The organism is Azospirillum lipoferum (genome assembly GCF_024170005.1).
Lineage (GTDB): Bacteria > Pseudomonadota > Alphaproteobacteria > Azospirillales > Azospirillaceae > Azospirillum > Azospirillum lipoferum.
On sequence record NZ_JALJXJ010000012.1, the window covers coordinates 55,423 to 73,889 of the forward strand.

The following is an 18,467-nucleotide window of genomic DNA, read 5'->3' on the forward strand; positions in this document are numbered from 1 at the left end:
CGGCGGCATCGAGCGCCGCCGGCTCCGGCCTTCTGTCCGAGCAGAGTATGGGCAGCGAGGCAATAGGCGCAGTCGTTCCGGCCGGCGCGGGACAGGATCAGCCCACCGAAAGCTCCGGTTCCGCCAGCACGCCGGATGTCTGAGGCGGCCGTGTTTCCGGCAGCCGCGACACACCCAACAGGGTGGCGAGCGCACAGGCCGAGACATACCAGGCGGGTGACATCGGATCGCCGGTGATGCTGATCAGCCAGGTGACGACGAACTGGGCGAAGCCACCGAAGACGGACACCCCGACGCTGTAGACGATCGACAGGCCCGTCGCCCGGACACGGGACGGCAAGCTCTCCATCAACAGAAGCAGGCAGGACCCCGCCCCGAAGCCATTGAAGGCGATCAGCAGCCCCACCACGGCGAGCGTCGCCGGAACGCTGGCGATGTGGGACAGCATCCAGAAAGCGGGATAGGTCAGCAGCGCGCTTGCCAGCGCGGTCACGACGACGAAGGGACGGCGGCGGCCCAGCCGGTCCGACAGCAGACCGGCAAGCGGCGCCACCACCAGCATGGTCGCCCCGGCGGCGCAGCCCGTCAGGAAAGCCGTGTCGGCCGGCAATCCCACCACCTTGATCAGGTATGTCGGCATGTAGAAAATGTTGACGTAGGTGGAGGCGGTGCCGCCCATGATCATCAGCACGCCGAGCAGCAGCTTCGTCCGATGGGCCGACAGCAGTTCCGCCAGCGCAGCCCTGCCGCCGGGGTCGGGCCGCACGGTTTCCGGCAGCAGACGGCGCAGATACAAGCCGACCGGAACGATCAGCAGCCCGGCCAGGAAGGGAATGCGCCATCCCCAGGCCTCCAGCGCGTCCGCCGGCAGATAGACCGACAGCAGATAGCCGCTGAGCGCACCCGTCAGCGCCGCCGCCCCCTGGCTCGCCATCTGCCAGCCGACACGCAGGCCACGTCCGGCAGGATGCCCCAATTCCATCAGCAGGGTTGTCGCCACGCCGATTTCACCGCCGGCAGAAAAGCCCTGCAACATACGGCCGACGACGATGAGGACCGGCGCCGCGACGCCGATCTGCGCATAGGTTGGGCAAAGGCCGATCAGCAGGGTACCCAGCGCCATCAGAGCGATGGTCAGCACCAGCGCCGGCTTGCGCCCGACCCGGTCGGCATAGCTGCCGATGACGATGCCGCCCAGCGGCCGCACGACGAAGCCGATGCCGAAGGTCAGCAGCGCCAGCATCAGCGGGCCGAAAGCCGACTGGACCGGAAAGAACAGCTTCCCGATGGTCAGCGCGAAGAAGCTGTAGAGGGTGAAGTCGTAAAGCTCGACCGCGTTGCCGATCGACAGCGCCAGAATGGTGGAAGACCGTGACGGTTGCGAAGGATCACCCGCGACGTTCGGCGATGCCATGGGCGTTCTCCTTCCTCCATCCGACCCGCCCGAAGGCGTCTATACGGATTCGGTCAATTAGTCTTCGCCAAGCGAAAGAACCCGCCCATTCGAGCCATCGGACGGGGGAGGGGCATGTCCTGATTTGCAGAATTTCCGCAAAAGAAGACGTGAACGATCTCAATCCCCGCTAGCCAAGGGCCGAATGTTTCCCTTGAAAGACTTTTAATACCTAGGGATAGCTTTGAAAAGCACCCAATTCCAGTCCCAATGCAGTCACCGGCAGTCCGCGGCGCCAATCGAACTTGAACCGGTCGGCCGATCGCCGACGCATTGACAGGGAGCATCACGATGCCATCCGAAGACATCCCGGCGCCGGGCGCCACCCGCCGCAGCCTGATCGTCGGCGCGGCCGTTGCCGGCGCCACTGCTGCCGTCGCCACGGCCACCGTTATCGGCCCCACCGATGCCGACGCGGCCGAACGCCGCCATTCCGGAGACACGACAACCCACAAAAGCGAAGGGAAACGGACGATGACCAGCGGCAAGACCGAAGACGGGTTCGTCACCGCCAAGGACGGCGCCTCGATCTACTACAAGGATTGGGGGCCGCGCGACGCCCAGACCGTCATGTTCCACCATGGCTGGCCGCTGAGCGCCGACGATTGGGACGCCCAGATGCTGTTCTTCCTGCACCACGGCTACCGCGTCGTCGCCCATGACCGGCGCGGCCATGGCCGCTCGACCCAGACCGCCAACGGCAACGAGATGAACACCTATGCCGACGACGTGCTGGCCGTCGTCGCCGGGCTGGGCCTGAAGAACGTCTTCCATGTCGGCCATTCGACCGGCGGCGGCGAGGTGGCGCGCTATCTGGGCCGCCACGGCACCTCGCGGGCCGGCAAGGCGGCGCTGCTGGGCGCCGTTCCGCCGATCATGGTCAAGACGGAGGCCAACCCCGGCGGCCTGCCGCTGGAGGTGTTCGACGGCTTCCGCGCCGCGCTCGCCGCCAATCGCGCCCAGTTCTTCCGCGACATCCCCGCCGGCCCCTTCTACGGCTTCAACCGGGACGGCGCCAAGGTCTCGCAGGGCGTCATCGACAACTGGTGGCGGCAGGGCATGATGGGCGGGACCAAGGCCCATTACGACTGCATAAAGGCCTTCTCAGAGACCGACTTCACCGAGGATCTGAAGAAGATCGACATTCCGACCCTGGTGATGCATGGCGACGACGACCAGATCGTGCCCATCGCCGACTCCGCACTGCTGTCGTCCAAGCTGCTGCCGAAAGGCAGCCTGAAAGTCTACAAGGGCTTCCCGCACGGCATGGCGACCACCCATGCGGAGACGATCAACGCCGACCTGCTGGCCTTCTTCAAGTCCTGACTCCGCATCCCCCGCAGGGCCGCCACCGGCTCCGCGGGGGTCAACCTATACGCAGGTGTGAATGGCGCATCCTGCTCCGGTCATTGGAAATGGATCGCTTGCGACCGAAGCGGTCGACGGGCAGGGCCGGGGTTGGAGAGTGACGTTGTGCTGAGTGTTCCCACCATCTGTGTCGTCGACGACGATGAAGGCATCCGGGAAAGCCTCGACAACTTCCTGCGGTCCGTCGGCATGCGGGCCCGCACCTTCTCCTCGGCGGAGGAGTTCATCGCCTATGAGGGGGAAGTCGGCTGCCTGATCACCGACCTGAACCTGACCGGTATGGACGGCTTCAGCCTGCAGATGGTTCTGCTGCAATTGGGGCGCCGATATCCGGTGATCGTGATGACCGCCTTCGCCACGCCCGCAGCCCGCAGCCGCTCGCTCGCCCAGGGTGCTGTCGCCTTCGTCACCAAGCCGCTCGACCCGGAAAACCTGCTTCTCCTCATCGAAGACGCCCTCAAGAAAAACCAAGGGAACCGCGAACAATGACAGGCCCGGCCCAGCGCAGCGGCACACCCATCGGGAGGTACGACCTCGCCGGCTTTGCCGCCGGGGAACAGCCCGGCTACCATGGCTTGGCGGGTCGACCGTATCGGCGGCATGGGGATGAGACGGAGGGAACCATGGCGGAAATCTCCATGGCGGGTGGCGGTCCTGCCCTGGTCTGCATCGTCGATGACGATGCGGAGGTGCGTTGCGCGATCGAAAGCCTGCTGCGCTCCACCGATTACCGGGTGCTGGCTTTCCCGTCGCCGGAGGAGTTCCTGGCCTGCGCGGAGACCGCCGACGCCGCGTGCCTGCTGCTGGACGTCTATCTGGACGGCGCCGACGGGCTGGAAGTGCAGCAGGCTCTGCATGACCGCTCCATCTTCGTGCCGGTGGTGCTGATGACCGGCCAGGGCGATATCCCGATGACCGTGCGCGGCATGAAGGCCGGCGCGGTCGACTTCCTGACCAAGCCCTTCACCGAGGACGAGGTCCTGCACGCGGTTGGCGAAGCGGTGGCGCTGGACGGCCGCCGCCGCTCCGAACGCGGCGAGGATGACGCGGTGCGCGGCCTCTATGCCAAGCTGACGCCCCGCGAACGCGACGTGATGGCCTTGGTCACCGCCGGGTTGATGAACAAGCAGGTGGCGGCGAAGCTGGAGCTGAGCGAGGTGACGGTGAAGATCCACCGCGGCAACCTGATGCGCAAGATGCGCGCCCAGTCGCTGGCCGACCTCGTGCGGATGGCCGAAATCCTGGGCGTGCGCGAACGCACCGTCACCCGCTACAGCGTGGCGGGCTGAGCGGAAGCCACCGGCAGCGAGAAGGACAGGATGGCACCCTGCGGGCCGTTGGCCGCCCACAGCTTGCCGCCATGTTCCTCGACGATGGTCTTGCAGATCGACAGGCCCAGCCCCATGCCCTCCTCCTTGGTTGAGAAGAAGGGCTGGAAGACGCGTGCCAGCAGTTCGTCCGGAATGCCGGGGCCGGTGTCGGCGACGGTGAAGGTCACCGCCTCCCCGTCATCCGCCGATGCGTCGATGGCGATGCGGCGCTCGGGCGATTTCGCCGCCTGCATCGCCTGGATGGCGTTGTAGGCGATGTTGACGATCACCTGCTGGATTTGCGTGCGGTCGCCGACGATGGTCGGAAGATGCGGTGGGACATCGACGGCGATCCTGGTTTTCTGGCGATAGGCCTCGTGCTCCACCAGCGTCACCGCGTCGGCGATGCAGTCTTGCGGCGTCATCGGTTCGGTGACCAGTTCTCCCCGGCGGGCAAAGGAGCGCATCTTGCCGACGATGCGCACCGCATGCTGGGTGCTGACTGTGATGCGGTTCAGGCTGGTCGCCACCTCGTCCAGGTTCGGCGGCTGGCGGGACAGCCAGCGCGTTGCCGCCGCGGCATGGCTGGCGATGGAGACCAGCGGCTGCGACACCTCATGCGTCAGCGACGCCGCCAGTTCCCCCACCAGCGACAGCCGCCCGGCATGGCTGAGATTGGCCTGTGCCGCCATCAGCGCGTCCTGCACCCGCTTCAGTTCGCTCACGTCGACGGCGAAGAAGTAGAGGCGGCTGTAGGCGTCGGGATCGGCAGGCCCGGCCGGCAGGCTCGCCCGCCACAGGATCGGCACGACACGGCCGTCCTTGGTGTGCAGCACGCGTTCGCCCTGGCAAACCGTATCGCCACGCACCATGGCCTTGAAGACCTGGGCGTTGCTGGCGGGATTGGCCGGCAGGCGAAGGCGCGATTCCTCCAGGAAGGTCTCCTTGTCCCGGAATCCCAGCAGGTCGAGCGCCGAACGGTTGGCGTCGAGGATCCGGTGGAACCGCCGAACGTCGAAGAAGAATTGCGGATTGTCGTCCAGAAAGCGGTCGAAATCCTCCACCCCGCCGGCGATTACCGCATCGATGGCCCGCTTCACCCCCGACCAGTCTTCGCACAGGATCGAGATGGGAGAAATCTCGAACAAATCCGCATGCCGAAGGTCCATCGGTCGCAACCCTTCCCCACTACCGTACACGCAAATCGCCTGCCCTTCCTCATCTATAGGAAACTCCTGGAAGGACTGCAAATTTGTCCCGATTGGCGGTCTCGCACAGTTTCCGGTCATTCAGTGTCCGACCAATTCGCCGTCCTTAATACCTAGAGATGGATACGAGACCGGCGGGCAGCGGGCAAGAATGGGCGCCAGCAGATCCCCCCAAAATGACCTCCCGCACGGAGACCGCCATGACCACCCTTCATGTCAATGGCCGCGCCTATCAGGTGGCGGTCGAGGACGACACGCCGCTGCTCTGGGTCCTTCGCGACACGCTGGGGCTGACCGGAACGAAATACGGCTGCGGCATCGCGCAGTGCGGCGCCTGCACCGTGATGATCGACGGCACCGCCACCCGGTCCTGCCAGGTGCCGGTGGACAGCGTCGGCACTGCCGACATCCGCACCATCGACGCCATCGAGGAAGACCCCGTCGGCCGCAAGGTGGTGGAGGCCTGGGTGGCCGCCCAGGTGCCGCAATGCGGCTACTGCCAGTCGGGACAGGTGATGGCGGCGACCGCCCTGCTGAAGCAGACGCCCCACCCCAGCGACGGCGACATCGCCGATGCGATGACCAACCTGTGCCGCTGCGGAACCTACAACCGCATTGCCGCCGCCATCCGCCAAGCCGCCGGCTGAGAGGAGCACGCATCATGGACCGCCTGCTCACCGTCGACCCGATCAAGCTCAAAGACCCGCTCGAACTCCAGATCGAGGCACAGTCCGCCGTTCTGCTGATGAAACCGGAGGGCGTCTCCAACCTGTCGCGCCGGGCCTTCCTCGGCTTCGGTGCCAGCGCGCTGGTGCTGGGCGCCCTGTTGCCGTCGATGCCGGTGCGGGCGCAGACCGCTGCCGCCGCGGTCAAGCCGGGCACCCGCATCCCGGCCTTCCTGGTCATCGGCAAGGACAATGCCGTCACCCTGCTCAGCCCCTTCGTGGAGGGTGGCCAGGGGATCAACACCGGCCTCGCCCAGATCGTCGGCGAGGAGCTGGACGTCAACCCCAGCCGCTTCACCGTGGAATGCGCCCCGCCAGGACCGGATTACGCCGTCATCAACGGGCTGCGGATGACCGGCGGGAGCTTCTCCACCCGGTCCAGCTACCCGCTGATGCGCCGGCTGGGCGCCACCGCCCGCGACATGATGATCCGCGCCGCCGCCACGAAGCTGAAGGCCAAGCCGGAAACTCTGAAGACGGAGGACGGTTTCGTCATCCATGGGGCGAGCGGCAAGCGGCTGTCCTATGGCGAGCTGGCTCCCGTCGCCCTCGCCCTGCCGCCACGCGACGACGTGGCCCTGCGCGACCCGGCCAGCTTCCGCTACATCCGCCAGCCGGTGGCACGGCTGGACGTGCGGGCGAAATCGACCGGCAAGGCCGTCTACGCCATCGACCAGAAGCTGGAGGGCATGCTCTACGCCGCGGTCCAGCATGCGCCGAACCAGGGCACGACCGTCCAGTCCATCGCCAATGAGGCCGCGGTGGCGGCGATGCCCGGCGTCCATTCCGTCCACAAGCTGCCGGGTGCGGTGGCGGTCGCCGCCGACAGCTGGTGGCGCGCCCGCAAGGCGGTTGAGGCGCTGTCGGTGAGCTGGTCGGCCCCGGCCCCCTCGGGTCTGGACACGGTGGCTGCCGACTATGCGTCGGATGGTCTTCTGGCAGCACTGAAATCCTCCAAGGAAGCCGGACTTCCGGCGGAAACGGAGGGCGACGCCACCACCGCCTTCGCCACTGCCGCCAAGGTGATCGAAGCGGAGTACGACGCCCCCTATCTGGTCCACGGCCAGTTGGAGCCGCCGTCGTCCATGGCGCGTTTCAACCCCGACGGCACGCTGGAGCTGTGGGCGCCCAACCAGATGCCGGAGCTGTTCCAGTCGGTGGCGGCCCAGACCGCCGGGCTGGCACCGGACAAGGTCATCCTGCATTCGCCGATGCTGGGCGGCTTCTTCGGCCGCCACTTCCTCTATGGCAGCGCCAACCCCTTCCTCCAGGCGATCCAGCTGGCGAAAGCCACCGGCCGGCCGGTGAAGGTGCTGTGGTCGCGCGAGGAGGAGTTCCGCATGGATGCCCTCCGCCCGCTCAGCTTCAGCCGCTTCCGTGCCGCCATCGGCAAGGACGGTCGCCCCACCGCGATCCAGGCGCGCACGGTGGGCGAAGGACCGCTCGGCCGCTGGTTCGGCGCGGTGTTCAAGGATCCCGTCGACAGCTCGGCGGTGGAAGGCATCACGGAGAAGCCCTACGCCATCCCCAACCGGCGGATGGAGTATGTCAAGTTCCCGCATCCGGTGACCATCGCCTTCTGGCGCTCCGTCGGCCATTCGATGAACGACTTCTTCTATGAAGGCTTCCTGGACGAGATCGCCGATGCCGGCGGCCAGGATCCCTTCGTGCTGCGGATGGATCTGCTGAAGGACAAGCCGCGTCACCGCAAGCTGCTGGAGACCGTCGCGGCGATGTCCGGCGGCTGGAAGCGCGGCCCCTACGAGGTCGACGGCACCCGCCGCGCCCGCGGCGTCTCCATGGCCTCCCCCTTCGGGTCGGAGACGGCGACGATCGCCGAGGTGTCGGTCCAGGGCGGCGAGACGCAGGTCCACACTGTCTGGGTCGCCTTCGATCCCGGCAGCATCGTCAATCCCGCCATCGTGAAGTCGCAGGTGGAATCCGCCGTGGCGCTCGGGCTGTCGGCTACGCTGTTCGAGGAACTGGTCTACAAGGACGGCGTGCGCCAGTCGCACAATTTCGACGAGTACCCGATCCTGTCACGCCGCTCCATGCCGGCGGTACATGTGGAGATCGTGGAGAGCGGCGCCCCGATGGGCGGCGTCGGCGAACCGGGCCTGCCCGGCGTTCCGCCGGCGGTGGTCAATGCGGTGGCGGCGCTGACCGGCCAGCGCATCCGCAGCCTGCCGCTGGCGAAGAACAAGATCGGCGTTTGAGCCCCGTCACAGCGCGTGAATGTCCGGAAACGTCGTTTCCATGACATTCACGCCGTCGGGTCTGCGTCCTAAACTTCGGGCATCCGCCAATTTCCGCCGCCTGTCTACCGACGGGGCGCTAGCGCCCCATGGCCGGCGCGGCCCGGAATGGCCCCGCACAGGAATTCCCCATGGCCACCACCGCCGTTCAGTCCAGGGCGCCGCTCTATTGGCTGGCGCTCGGGTCCTTCGCCGTCGGAACCGAGAGCTTCATGATCGCGGCGATCCTGCCGGACATTGCCGCCGACCTGTCGGTCAGCGAACGGGCGGCGGGCCAACTGGTATCCGTCTTCGCGCTGACCTATGCCGCCAGTTCGCCATTGCTGACCGTCCTGACCGGAGCCGTCAGCCGCCGTCTTCTGCTGATCACCACCATGCTGGCCTTCGTCGCCGCCAATGTCGTGGCGGCGGTCGCCGGAAGCTATGGCGGGCTGATGGCGGCGCGCGTCCTGCTCGCCATGGCGGCGGGGCTTTTCGTACCGAACGCCAATGCGCTGGCCGGCGTGCTGGTGCCACCGTCTGAGCGTGGCCGCGCCCTGTCCATCGTCACCAGCGGCCTCAGCCTCGCCATCGTGTTCGGCGTGCCGCTGGGCGCCGTCGTCGGCCACACGCTGGGCTGGCGCATGACTTTCGGCGGCGTCGCCGTTCTGTCTGTCGCCGCCGCCGCCGGGCTGCTGATCGGACTGCCGCGGGCCATCGGCTCTGCCGCCCCGGTGGTCGGACTGCGCGAACGGCTGGGAGCCCTGGCGAATCCGGCGGTGCGCCGGCCGCTGGCGGTCACCACCCTGTGGGCGATGGGTCCCTTCACCGTCTATCCCTACATCGCCTCCTACCTGCAACGGGTAACCGGGCTGGAGGGTGCTGCGGTCGGCATCGCCCTGTTCGCCTGGGGGCTGTCGGCCTTCATCGGGCTGGCGGTAGGTGGACGGCTGACCGACCGGCTGGGCGGCGCCCGCATCGTGGCGCTGACCCTGCCGCTGGTCGTGCTGGCGCTGGCCAGCCTGTCGCTGACGGCGGAACTGCTGCCTCCCACCTTGGCGCTGACCCCCGTCTTCATTGGCATCATGCTCTGGGGCTTTTCCGCCTGGGCCTTCTATCCCGGCCAGCAGGCCCGCCTGATCGGCATCGTCGGACCGAAGCACGCGCCGGTCATCCTGTCGGTCAACGCCTCCTTCCACTATTTAGGTTTCTCGGTGGGGGCAGGGCTGGGCTCGCTGGTGCTGGGCGTCGGCAGCGTGCGGGAATTGGGATGGGCCGGCGCACTCTGCGTCGCGCTGGCCTGCCTGATAGAGTTCGCCCCGGCCAAGGCGCCGCGGATGGCCCCTGCCGCGGCGGAATGAACCGGGAGTCAGGTTCAGCGGAACAAGGTCCGGCGAACCGTGTCGGCGGCCAGGATCACCGCTTCCTCCGCCTTGCGGACATGGCGGGTCATGCTGGCGAAGGAATGGGGAAGACCGTCGTGCAGCACCAGCCGGTGCGGGATGCCTGCCTGCTCCAGCCGCCGGGCGAGGCGCAGGCTGTCGTCGCGCAGGCAGTCCAGCCCGGCCGCCGCCACATGCAGCGGCGGCAACCCGCGCAGATCGGCAAGCAGCGGAGCCGCCGCGGGGTCGCGGGTGATGCCGCCATGGCCGAGATACTGCCGCCAATACCAGCGCATCCGCTCGGTGGTCAGGCCGAAGCGTCCGTCGCCGAACAGCCGGTGCGACTCGGTATCGAAGTCATGGGCGAACATGCCATAGAGCAGCATGGCGAAGGACAGCGGCGGCCCAGCCTCGTCCCGCGCGTCGAGCGCGAGGCCGAGCGCCAGATTGGCCCCCGCCGAATCGCCGCCGACGGCGATCCGCTCCGGATCCAGCCCATGGCCGGCCCCATGGCGGACCACCCAGCGCAGGGCGGCCAGCGCTTCTCCCCGCTGGTGGGGGAAGCGCCGTTCTGGCGCCAAGCTATAGGCGACGGCGCAGACCACTGCTCCGCTGTGTCGGGCCAGCAGTCGCAGCAGCCGGTCATGGGTGTCGATGGAATTCACCACGAAGCCACCGCCGTGGAAATAGATCAGCACCGGCAGGGGATGGCCATCCCCCGACGTTTCCGATGGCCGGATCAGGCGCAGACGCAAAGGGCCGGCGGGACCGTCCGTCACGACCTCCCTCACGTCGGCGGGCAACGCCGGGCCGTTCAGGAAGGTGTGATAACGCTCTGCCGCATCGCGTGCCTCGGCAAGCGGCTGGCGCAACGGGTCGGCGGGAACCAAGCCGGCGCGGGCGGCCAGAGCGCCCAGTTCGACGACCTCCGGATCGAGCAACTCACGCTGAAACGGCAGAACGGTGTCCGGCATCGACGCTCTCCCTAGGGTCACAGGATGTAGGACATGACGAGGTACAGCACTGCCTCGCCATCGCCGGAATTACGGTAACGGTGGGGAGCGTCGGCCTCGAACAGGATCGAGTCGCCCTCCTCCAGCCGGTGCTCTCCGTCGGCGGTGGCGATTTCGACCCGACCGCGGCCGACCAGGATGTTCTCGATGGTGCCAGGGGAATGGCCGTCGGAGGCCTCATCGGCGCCGGGCGACAGGCGCAGTTCGTAGAACTCGACCTGCCGCTCGCCCTTCAGTGGGAACAGGGCACGCGAGGTGAAAAGGCCATCGCGGGAAGTCAGGCTGCGCTGCTCCACCCGCCGGATCACCGTGGTACCGGCTTCGCCGCCGGTGCTGAGCAGACTGGAGAAGGACAGATCCAGCGCCTTGGCGACTGTCCACAGCGTGCCGATGTCGGGGCGGTGCCGCCCCTCCTCGATCGCCATCAGAATATGTGGGTCACTGCCGGACAGCTGCGCCAGCCCGTCGACCGACAGCCCCTGGCGCCGGCGGAAGCCGCGCAGATTGTCGCCGATCACCCCGACAAGCTGATCGAGGGACGACGGGGCGGACGGCGGGGCGGAAGATTGGCCGGCGGATGGGGCGGTATCGATCGTCATGGCTCCATTCTCCTGCGGCAGGACCAGCCGGAGCGACACGGCTCGCCCCAACGCCTATCGGCAGGATTGAACACCACGAATGACTACTTATCAAGTAGGCAAATATATTTTTGTGTGTGAATTATTCCGCTGACTTTCATTTAGTACATAAATATTATGTTGAAATAGGCATATCTGACGGAAAAGCAGAAACGCCACGCCCGTCCGGGACGATTGGACGGGCGTGGCGCTGGTTGGATCGGAACGGAAAGACCGGGCCGTTTAAGACAGGGCGGCATCCGCCGCATGCGACTTCACCTCGTGACGGTGACGTTCGGCGAAACGCTCCAGCGCGCGGCGGGCAGCGTCGAAGGCGTCACGGATGGCCGCATCGGCGCTCTCGTGGCCATGGCTGCCGGGTTTATCGCTGTGCACGACCAGTTCGTCTCCGGGAACGGTCAGGGCAACCTGGACGGTGTAGTGCTTGCCCTGATGCTGGTGGCGGTGCGGCACCTCGAAGACCACGCGCTTGGCTATGATGCGCCCGAAGAAGCGATCGAGCCTGTCGGCATGCTCGCGGATCAGATGCTCCAGGGCGGGAGAGGAGTCGATGTTGCGGAAGGCGATCTGCAACGGCTGACGCATGACCATACTCCTTGTTCTGCGCGCGGGGTGCGGCGCCTGGGCCGCCTTCCCCGCGGGGCCCGCCTCCTCCGCCGGCCGATCGGTGAGGGACCGGCGAGAGGGGCTTGGTGATCTCAGGATCGCACAGCGGTGGATTCGCGCATTAATCTGCATCAATGCGGCCCTTGGTTGCCGGATGTAGACTCCCGCCCGTTTTTCAGGCCAACCCAAGTTTCAAGTAAGGCCGATCAGATGGATCAGGGTTAGGCTGATGGTGCCCAGCGCCAGCAGCGAGAGGACCACCGCCGCGGTAACCCGCCCACCGGCCCGCGCCACCGTCCGCACATCGACCCCCAGCCCGAGTGCTGCCATCGACACCACCGTCAGCAGGGTCGCCGCGTGTTCCATCGCCGGCAGGGCGGCCTGTGGGATGAGGTCGAACGAGCGCAGGGCGATCATCGCCAGGAAGCCCTGGATGAACCAAGGCACGAGATGATGAACCGGCGGACGGGCCGGACGCGGACGTTCGGCACTGGCGGCGGCCTCTCCACCCAGCCGGGGCGCCAGCAGCGACAGCAGAAGGCAGACCGGCCCCAGCATCAGCACCCGGACCAGTTTCACCAGCGTGCCGACCTGCACGGCGGTGGCGCCCAGCGGCGTGGCGGCGGCGATGACCTGCGGCACGGCATAGACGGTCAGCCCCGCCAGCGCGCCATACTGCACCCCGCTCAGCCGCAGCCCCATACCCAGCAGCGGCAGGCCGAGCACGACGGCGACGCCCAGCACGGCGGTGAAGGCAATGGAGGCGGCGACATCGTCGCTGTGCGCGTCGATCACCGGCGCCACCGCGGCAATGGCCGAGTTGCCGCAGATCGCGTTGCCGCAGGCCACCAGCACCGCCATGCGCACCGGCAGGCCGAGCAGCCGCCCGATCCCGAACCCGGCCAGCAGCGCCAGCGCCACCACCCCCGCAATACCCAGGAGAAGGCTCGGCCCGGCCGACAGGATGGTGGCGGCGCTGACCGACGCGCCGAGAAGGACAACCGCCACCTCCAGCAGGATCTTTGCGGAGAAGGCGATGCCCGATTGCCAGCGCGCCGACGGCGTCCAGAGGGAGCGGAGCGTGGTGCCGATCAGGATCGCCAGCACCAGTGCCTCGATCCACACCTCGCCGAACAGCGCCACCTCCGCCGATGCCGCGGCAAAGGCAAGTGCGGTGACGGTGACGCACAATGCCAAGCCGGGCAGAAGTCTGCGGATATGGGCAAGCGCCGGATGGGCGAGCGCAGGCTTTCCCGGCACCGCCTTTTCCGGTGCCGCAGTGTCGGGTGTCATCGAACGGGTCTCCATGAACGATCGGGAACGGCCAATAACACCGTTCCGATACGTGAAATTATGGAGGCCGCATCCGATCACATCCAACGCAAAGACGTGATGCATTCGATAAACTGAGTTTATGGATTAGGCCAACAGTCCATCGTTGAATTCGGGCACCTGCCACGGCCCGCCGAGATCGGCATTGCGCAGCAGAAGCACCAGCTCCTCGCGCGAGCGGGTGACGGCGGTGTAGAGCCAGCGCCAGCGATGCTCCCGGAAGGCAGCGGAATCGTCGACCACGGTGACCGACGGGAACTCCGATCCCTGCGAGGCATGGCAGGTGATCAGCCACGCCCAGTCGTAAAGCTGGATGTCCTTGCCCACCCGCGGCTGGACCATCCCCTCGGTGTAATGGGCCTGGAACATCCAGGGATGGACGATCAGCTTGCTGCGCGACCGCACCTCGTCCTCCATCTGCACACCGAGCGACCACAGGCCGGCATCGCGGCCCTGCGCCTCGGCGGCCGGGCGGGTCAGCGCGCCGATCATGCCGTTATAGAGCCCCTCGTCCTTCTGGTTGCGCCGGCAGATGACGCGCTCTCCCGCCTGCGGCATCGTCGAGTCGTGCCCGAGCAGCTTGCGCATCCGCTTGGTATAGGTGGTCCGGACGCGGTGGGTGCCGCAGATCGCCTGCGACGACGGCCGCATCACCAATGACTGGGTGCGGTGCTCCAGCGGCAGGACATGGACCTTGCCGACCGAGCCGAAACGCCGCGGCATCTCCTGCCGGCGCAGCAGGTGGGCCAGCCGGATCACCGGGCTTTCGCGGGCGGTGCGGTGCGGCTCGGTCAGGCGGAAATCGGGCTCGCCGCTGGTGAACAGCCCCTGCCCGGAGACCGGTGGCAACTGGTAATCGTCGGCGATGACGAGGATCTTCTTGCCGGTCCGCATCAGGTCGCGCGCCAGATCGTCGCCGATCATCGACCCCTCGTCGCAGACGATCAGATCGGCATCGGCCACCGGCCCGTCGCTGCGGCGGGCGAAGAACAGCTCGCCGCTGTCGCCATCCTTGCGCGGGGCGTAGAGCAGCGAATGCAGCGTCGCCGCTCCCTCGATCCCCTTCTGGCGCAGGACCTGGGCCGCTTTGCCGGTGGGGGCGCCCACCACATAGTCGGTCAGCCGGCGCCGCTCCAGCAGATGCTCCAGCGCGAAGGCGGTGGTCTTGGTCTTGCCGGTCCCGGCCTCTCCGGCCAGCCAGAAGACCTGCTGGGCGCCGTCGTCCTTGTACCAAGCGTCGATCGCCTGGATGGCGCGATGCTGCTCGTCGGTCGGGCTGTCGGACTGCATTGGATCGAACCAGGATCAAACCATGAATGAAGGCGGCACAGTAGCCCGATCACTTGCTCCCGGTCCATAGAACTTCAGCGCAGCGATACCATCTCCTCCGAGACCACGGTTTCAGAGGATCCGGTACGCATGCGTAATCCCTATTGGCAGGGCCCCGTCACGTCGAATTTCGACGGGCTGCGCTTCTTCAATCCGGGCGAACCGGAAACCGACCGCAGCCTGCGCGAGCTGCTTCGCTGGCAGTTGGGCCGGAAGGCGGCCAAATGGCCCCGGCAGGTGGCGGTCACGCCGGTGATGCCGGCGCGAAGCGTCGCCGGCCTTCGCGTCACGGTGGTGGGGCATGTCACGACCCTGGTCCAGGCCGCCGGGCTGAACATCCTGACCGATCCGGTGTGGTCCGACCGCGCCAGCCCGGTCCGCTTCGCCGGGCCGAAGCGGGTCACCGCGCCGGGCATCCGCTTCCACGATTTGCCGAAGATCGACGCGGTGTTGGTGTCGCACAACCATTACGACCATCTGGATGTGGCGACCCTGAAGCGCCTGCACGACCGCGACAGGCCGCTGGTGGTCACCCCGCTCGGCAACGACACCATCCTGCGCAAGCATATCCCGGGGGTGCGGACCGCGGTGGGCGACTGGTGGAGCCGGTTCGAACTGGCACCGGGGGCGGAGGTCCACATCGTGCCGGCCAACCACTGGTCGTCGCGCACCGGGCGCGACCGCCGCATGGCGCTGTGGGGCGGCTTCGTCCTGCGCACGCCGGCCGGATCGGTCTATTTCGCCGGTGACACCGGCTATGGCAGCGGAGCGGCCTTCCGGGACATCGGCGAGCGCCTGGGGACCTGCGATCTGGCGCTGATCCCCATCGGCGCCTATGAGCCGCGCTGGTTCATGTCCGCCCAGCATTGCGACCCGGACGAGGCGGTGCGGATCATGCTGGACATCGGGGCGAAGAAGGCCGTCGGCATCCATTGGGGCACCTTCGCCCTGACCGACGAGCCACGCGACGAGCCACCGCGGTTGCTGCGCACCGCACTGACCACCCACGGCATCGCCCCCGCCCGTTTCGCAGTGGGCCATCCCGGAACGGTGGTGGACGGCTGACGCAGCCACCCGGCTTCTTACGTCGGCGTCGGCGCCTGTTCCGGCAGGACGCCGGAGGACTTCAGCTCCCGCCAGAAATCGGCGGGAATCGGCTGACCCATCAGGTCCACATTCTCATGCACCCGCGCCGGATTCTTGGTACCGGGAATGACCGAGGCGACGACCGGATGCGCGGCGCAGAATTGCAGGGCCGCCGCACGCAGGTCGACGCCGTGGCGCCTGGCGATCTCCGCCAGCCGGTCGCGCGCCGCCACCTTGTCGGCGGACGCCTCCTGATACTCGAAGGTCTTTCCCCCGGCGATGAGGCCGGAATTGTAGGGGCCACCGACCACCACATGCACGCCACGCCCGGCGCAGCGCGGGAAAAGCTCGTCCAGCGCCGGCTGGTTCAGCAGGCTGTAGCGTCCGGCCAGCAGGAAGACGTCCGGATCCGCCCGCTCCAGCGCCATCACGCAGGGCTCCACCCGGTTGACGCCGAGGCCCCAGGCGCGGATCACCCCCTCCTCGCGCAGTCGGGTCAGCGCCACGGCGGCGCCTTTCATGGCGGTGTCGAACACCTCCAGCCAGCGCTCGCCATGCGCGTCCTCGGCGCAATCGTGGATATAGGCGATGTCGATGCGCGCCATGCCCAGCCGTTGCAAGCTGTCCTCGATGGAGCGCCGCACCCCGTCGGCGGTGTAGTCGTAATCAACGCGGAACGGCAGCCCCTTCACGAAGGGACCATGCTGGCCGCCCTTGCTGGCGTCGGCGCGCAGCAACCGGCCAACCTTGGTCGACAGAACGAACTCGTCGCGCGGGCGGCTGCGCAGGACATGGCCGAAGCGGTGCTCCGAAATGCCGGGGCCATATTCGGGCGCAGTATCGAAATAGCGGATACCGGCGTCCCAGGCGGCGTCAAGGGTGGCTTCGGCCATTTCGTCCGTCACCTCCTCGAACATGTTGCCCAGGGGCGCACCGCCGAAGCCGAGCGGGCCGGGCGGGGCGAAATGCGTGCTGTCTGACATGGGAAAGCCTTTCCATCTCTGGCACCAGTCGATGCACCCGGTCAACACCGCGGTTCGGCGGGCCGTTCCTGCTTCATCCGGCTTCTACCGACTGTCCAGCCGGCGCTTGATTGGCATTCCGGCGATGACCAGCTTGCTACGCGGAATAGATGGGGATCAGGGCGCAGATGGCGACGGGAGCGGACGAATGCACGGAAATTCTCGCAGAGGCACGCCGAATCCTTGCCACCGGGGATGAAAGCGCGTTGGCTCCGCCGGCAACACTCGACGATCTGGCGGCACTGCTCGCCGACATTTTCGACGAGAGTTACACCGCCGAACGGGTGCTCGCCCTGCTGACGCCCGCCCGGCGCCACGCCTTGAAAAGCCGCTTCGTCGTCGCCGACGAGACCGGTGGCGCCGAGATCTGGCTGCCGGCCGATGTACTAGACCGGCTGCGGAGCGTCGCCGGAACGCCCCTCGACGCCATCCGCGTCCTGCTGGACAGCGGGCGCGGCCTGCCGGAACCGGGCAGCGAGGAGCATTGCCGCAAGCGCCGCTGCGCCCCCCAGCTGCTGCTGTCCGATCCCGGCGGCTGGCAGTGCCGGACCTGCGGTCTGAGCGGACGGGTCGATCTGCCGCCCAACCCCATCATCGCCGGCCACCTGAGCGGCCAGCGCGCCCGCATCGCCGAACTGCATGCCCTGGCTGCCGCCCTCTATGAGGGCTGGGGTGCCGGCGAACGCTTCACCGTCGCCGACGCCGCCGCCAACCGCCTGCCCGGCATCCCGGCCGACCGCGACCGGCTGAAGGCGCTGCTCGCGGACCTTCTGCGCGATGGCCTGCTGGAAGAGGCGCCCGGTCCGCGCGGCGGTGCCGGTTACCGTGTGCTCGAAGAGCTACCGGACTGGATCGCCGACGCCATGGCCGAACGGCGCCGCCAGCGCGAGGCGGAAGCGCGCATCCGCGAGGAGCGCGCCGCAACCCTGCGCAAAATCCTGGAAGACGGCCTGACCCACACCACCGCCGCCGGGGAGCATGTGGAGATCGCCCAGAACGACCGCGGCCTGGAACTGCGCTTTCCCACCATCCCATCCTGGGAATTGCGGGAAGAGATGAAACGGCAGGGCCATTGCCGGTGGGATGGCCGGCGGCGGCGCTGGTGCCGCCTGTCGCCCGTCACCAGCGTCGAACCCTGGCTGGCGGCGGCGCTCGACGCCGGCGCCACGGTGGCGCCGCTGGGAACCGCCGACCCCGATACCGAGGATTGGGGCTACGAGGACTGGCCGGACTGAAGGCTTAGCCAGCCTACAAATCCACCTCCAGCGTCACCTTCACCGGGTCGAGCACCACCATCGTCTGAAAGGACTGCACCAGCTCATTGTCGGCGAACAGGCGGCGCGACAGCAGCTCGTAGCTCGCCATGTCCGGGACCAGCAGGATCAGGACGAAGCTGGCCTTGCCCGTTACGAAGTAACACTGCTGTACCTCCGGCGCTTCGCGGAACAGGCGCTTGGCGGCGGCGATGACGGGGGAACGGTCGTTGACCGTCTGGACCTCCACCACCACCGTCACCCCCTGCCCGACCGCGGCCGGATCGACGACCGCCACGTTGCGGCGGATGACGCCGGCCGCCTCCATCCGGGCGATACGGCGCTGCACAGCGGGGGCGGAGAGATGGACCGCCTCGCCGATCTCGCGCTGGGAGGTCTTGTTGTCGCGTTGCAGGATGCGCAGGATCGCGCGGTCCTGGTCGTCGAGCTGATCCGGTGGGCGGGCGATTGTTGAGCGCATGGCGGCTTTTGCGAAAGAACGGTGCGT

General features: G+C 67.5%; 17 protein-coding genes. 8 read left to right on the forward strand and 9 right to left on the reverse strand.

Annotation, left to right across the window (positions count from 1 at the left end; genetic code table 11):
- Positions 1–97 precede the first annotated feature (97 nt).
- A complete protein-coding gene (locus tag J2848_RS25155; RefSeq protein WP_149234917.1) occupies positions 98–1,414 on the reverse strand; it encodes an MFS transporter in 1,317 nt (438 codons plus the stop codon).
- A 330-nt stretch (positions 1,415–1,744) separates the two neighbouring features.
- Here J2848_RS25155 and J2848_RS25160 point away from each other — a divergent pair, with 330 nt between their 5' ends.
- The 3 genes from J2848_RS25160 to J2848_RS25170 all read left to right on the forward strand — a co-directional run bounded on the left by J2848_RS25160 (position 1,745) and on the right by J2848_RS25170 (position 4,110).
- Positions 1,745–2,779: an alpha/beta fold hydrolase gene (locus J2848_RS25160; RefSeq protein ID WP_425458716.1), complete on the forward strand. Its 1,035-nt coding sequence runs from the start codon at positions 1,745–1,747 to the stop codon at positions 2,777–2,779.
- Positions 2,780–2,926: 147 nt separating this feature from the next.
- Positions 2,927–3,310 (forward strand): response regulator transcription factor, encoded by a 384-nt coding sequence (locus tag J2848_RS25165; RefSeq protein WP_149234918.1) that lies wholly within the window; start codon positions 2,927–2,929, stop codon positions 3,308–3,310.
- 134 nt (positions 3,311–3,444) lie between these two features.
- Positions 3,445–4,110, forward strand: coding sequence for a response regulator transcription factor (locus J2848_RS25170; RefSeq protein ID WP_149234919.1), 666 nt, complete (start codon positions 3,445–3,447; stop codon positions 4,108–4,110).
- On the opposite strand, the gene J2848_RS25175 is transcribed toward J2848_RS25170, so the two are convergent.
- Positions 4,092–5,300 (reverse strand): sensor histidine kinase, encoded by a 1,209-nt coding sequence (locus J2848_RS25175; protein ID WP_149234920.1) that lies wholly within the window; start codon positions 5,298–5,300, stop codon positions 4,092–4,094. The genes J2848_RS25170 and J2848_RS25175 overlap by 19 nt on opposite strands.
- Before the next feature lie 239 nt (positions 5,301–5,539).
- Here J2848_RS25175 and J2848_RS25180 point away from each other — a divergent pair, with 239 nt between their 5' ends.
- The 3 genes from J2848_RS25180 to J2848_RS25190 all read left to right on the forward strand — a co-directional run bounded on the left by J2848_RS25180 (position 5,540) and on the right by J2848_RS25190 (position 9,659).
- The gene (locus tag J2848_RS25180; RefSeq protein WP_149234921.1) at positions 5,540–5,986 is read left to right on the forward strand and encodes a (2Fe-2S)-binding protein; all 447 of its coding nucleotides are present in this window, start codon (positions 5,540–5,542) and stop codon (positions 5,984–5,986) included.
- A gap of 14 nt (positions 5,987–6,000) precedes the next feature.
- Positions 6,001–8,280, forward strand: coding sequence for a xanthine dehydrogenase family protein molybdopterin-binding subunit (locus J2848_RS25185; protein WP_149234922.1), 2,280 nt, complete (start codon positions 6,001–6,003; stop codon positions 8,278–8,280).
- Between the two features lie 170 nt (positions 8,281–8,450).
- A complete protein-coding gene (locus tag J2848_RS25190) occupies positions 8,451–9,659 on the forward strand; it encodes an MFS transporter (RefSeq protein WP_149234923.1) in 1,209 nt (402 codons plus the stop codon).
- A gap of 14 nt (positions 9,660–9,673) precedes the next feature.
- Here J2848_RS25190 and J2848_RS25195 read toward each other — a convergent pair whose 3' ends face one another.
- From J2848_RS25195 to J2848_RS25215, 5 genes are all read right to left on the reverse strand, one after another.
- Positions 9,674–10,654, reverse strand: coding sequence for an alpha/beta hydrolase (locus tag J2848_RS25195; RefSeq protein ID WP_149234924.1), 981 nt, complete (start codon positions 10,652–10,654; stop codon positions 9,674–9,676).
- 17 nt (positions 10,655–10,671) lie between these two features.
- Positions 10,672–11,292 carry a helix-turn-helix domain-containing protein gene (locus J2848_RS25200; RefSeq protein ID WP_149234925.1) on the reverse strand — a complete coding sequence of 207 codons (621 nt, stop codon included), beginning with the start codon at positions 11,290–11,292 and terminating at the stop codon, positions 10,672–10,674.
- A gap of 261 nt (positions 11,293–11,553) precedes the next feature.
- Positions 11,554–11,916, reverse strand: a complete 363-nt coding sequence (locus tag J2848_RS25205; protein WP_149234926.1) for an HPF/RaiA family ribosome-associated protein — start codon at positions 11,914–11,916, stop codon at positions 11,554–11,556.
- Between the two features lie 213 nt (positions 11,917–12,129).
- Positions 12,130–13,230, reverse strand: a complete 1,101-nt coding sequence (locus J2848_RS25210; RefSeq protein ID WP_149234927.1) for a YeiH family protein — start codon at positions 13,228–13,230, stop codon at positions 12,130–12,132.
- 126 nt (positions 13,231–13,356) lie between these two features.
- Positions 13,357–14,559, reverse strand: a complete 1,203-nt coding sequence (locus J2848_RS25215; protein WP_149234928.1) for an ATP-dependent DNA helicase — start codon at positions 14,557–14,559, stop codon at positions 13,357–13,359.
- Between the two features lie 129 nt (positions 14,560–14,688).
- On the opposite strand from J2848_RS25215, the gene J2848_RS25220 reads away from it, so the two are divergent.
- Complete coding sequence (locus tag J2848_RS25220; protein ID WP_149234929.1) at positions 14,689–15,663, forward strand: MBL fold metallo-hydrolase; 975 nt, start codon at positions 14,689–14,691, stop codon at positions 15,661–15,663.
- 17 nt (positions 15,664–15,680) lie between these two features.
- Here J2848_RS25220 and J2848_RS25225 read toward each other — a convergent pair whose 3' ends face one another.
- Positions 15,681–16,667, reverse strand: coding sequence for an aldo/keto reductase (locus J2848_RS25225; protein WP_149234930.1), 987 nt, complete (start codon positions 16,665–16,667; stop codon positions 15,681–15,683).
- 245 nt (positions 16,668–16,912) lie between these two features.
- Between J2848_RS25225 and J2848_RS25230 the strand changes: the two genes are divergently transcribed.
- A complete protein-coding gene (locus tag J2848_RS25230; RefSeq protein ID WP_149234931.1) occupies positions 16,913–17,941 on the forward strand; it encodes a hypothetical protein in 1,029 nt (342 codons plus the stop codon).
- A gap of 13 nt (positions 17,942–17,954) precedes the next feature.
- Here J2848_RS25230 and J2848_RS25235 read toward each other — a convergent pair whose 3' ends face one another.
- Positions 17,955–18,440, reverse strand: a complete 486-nt coding sequence (locus J2848_RS25235) for an Lrp/AsnC family transcriptional regulator (RefSeq protein WP_149234932.1) — start codon at positions 18,438–18,440, stop codon at positions 17,955–17,957.
- Positions 18,441–18,467: the final 27 nt, after the last annotated feature.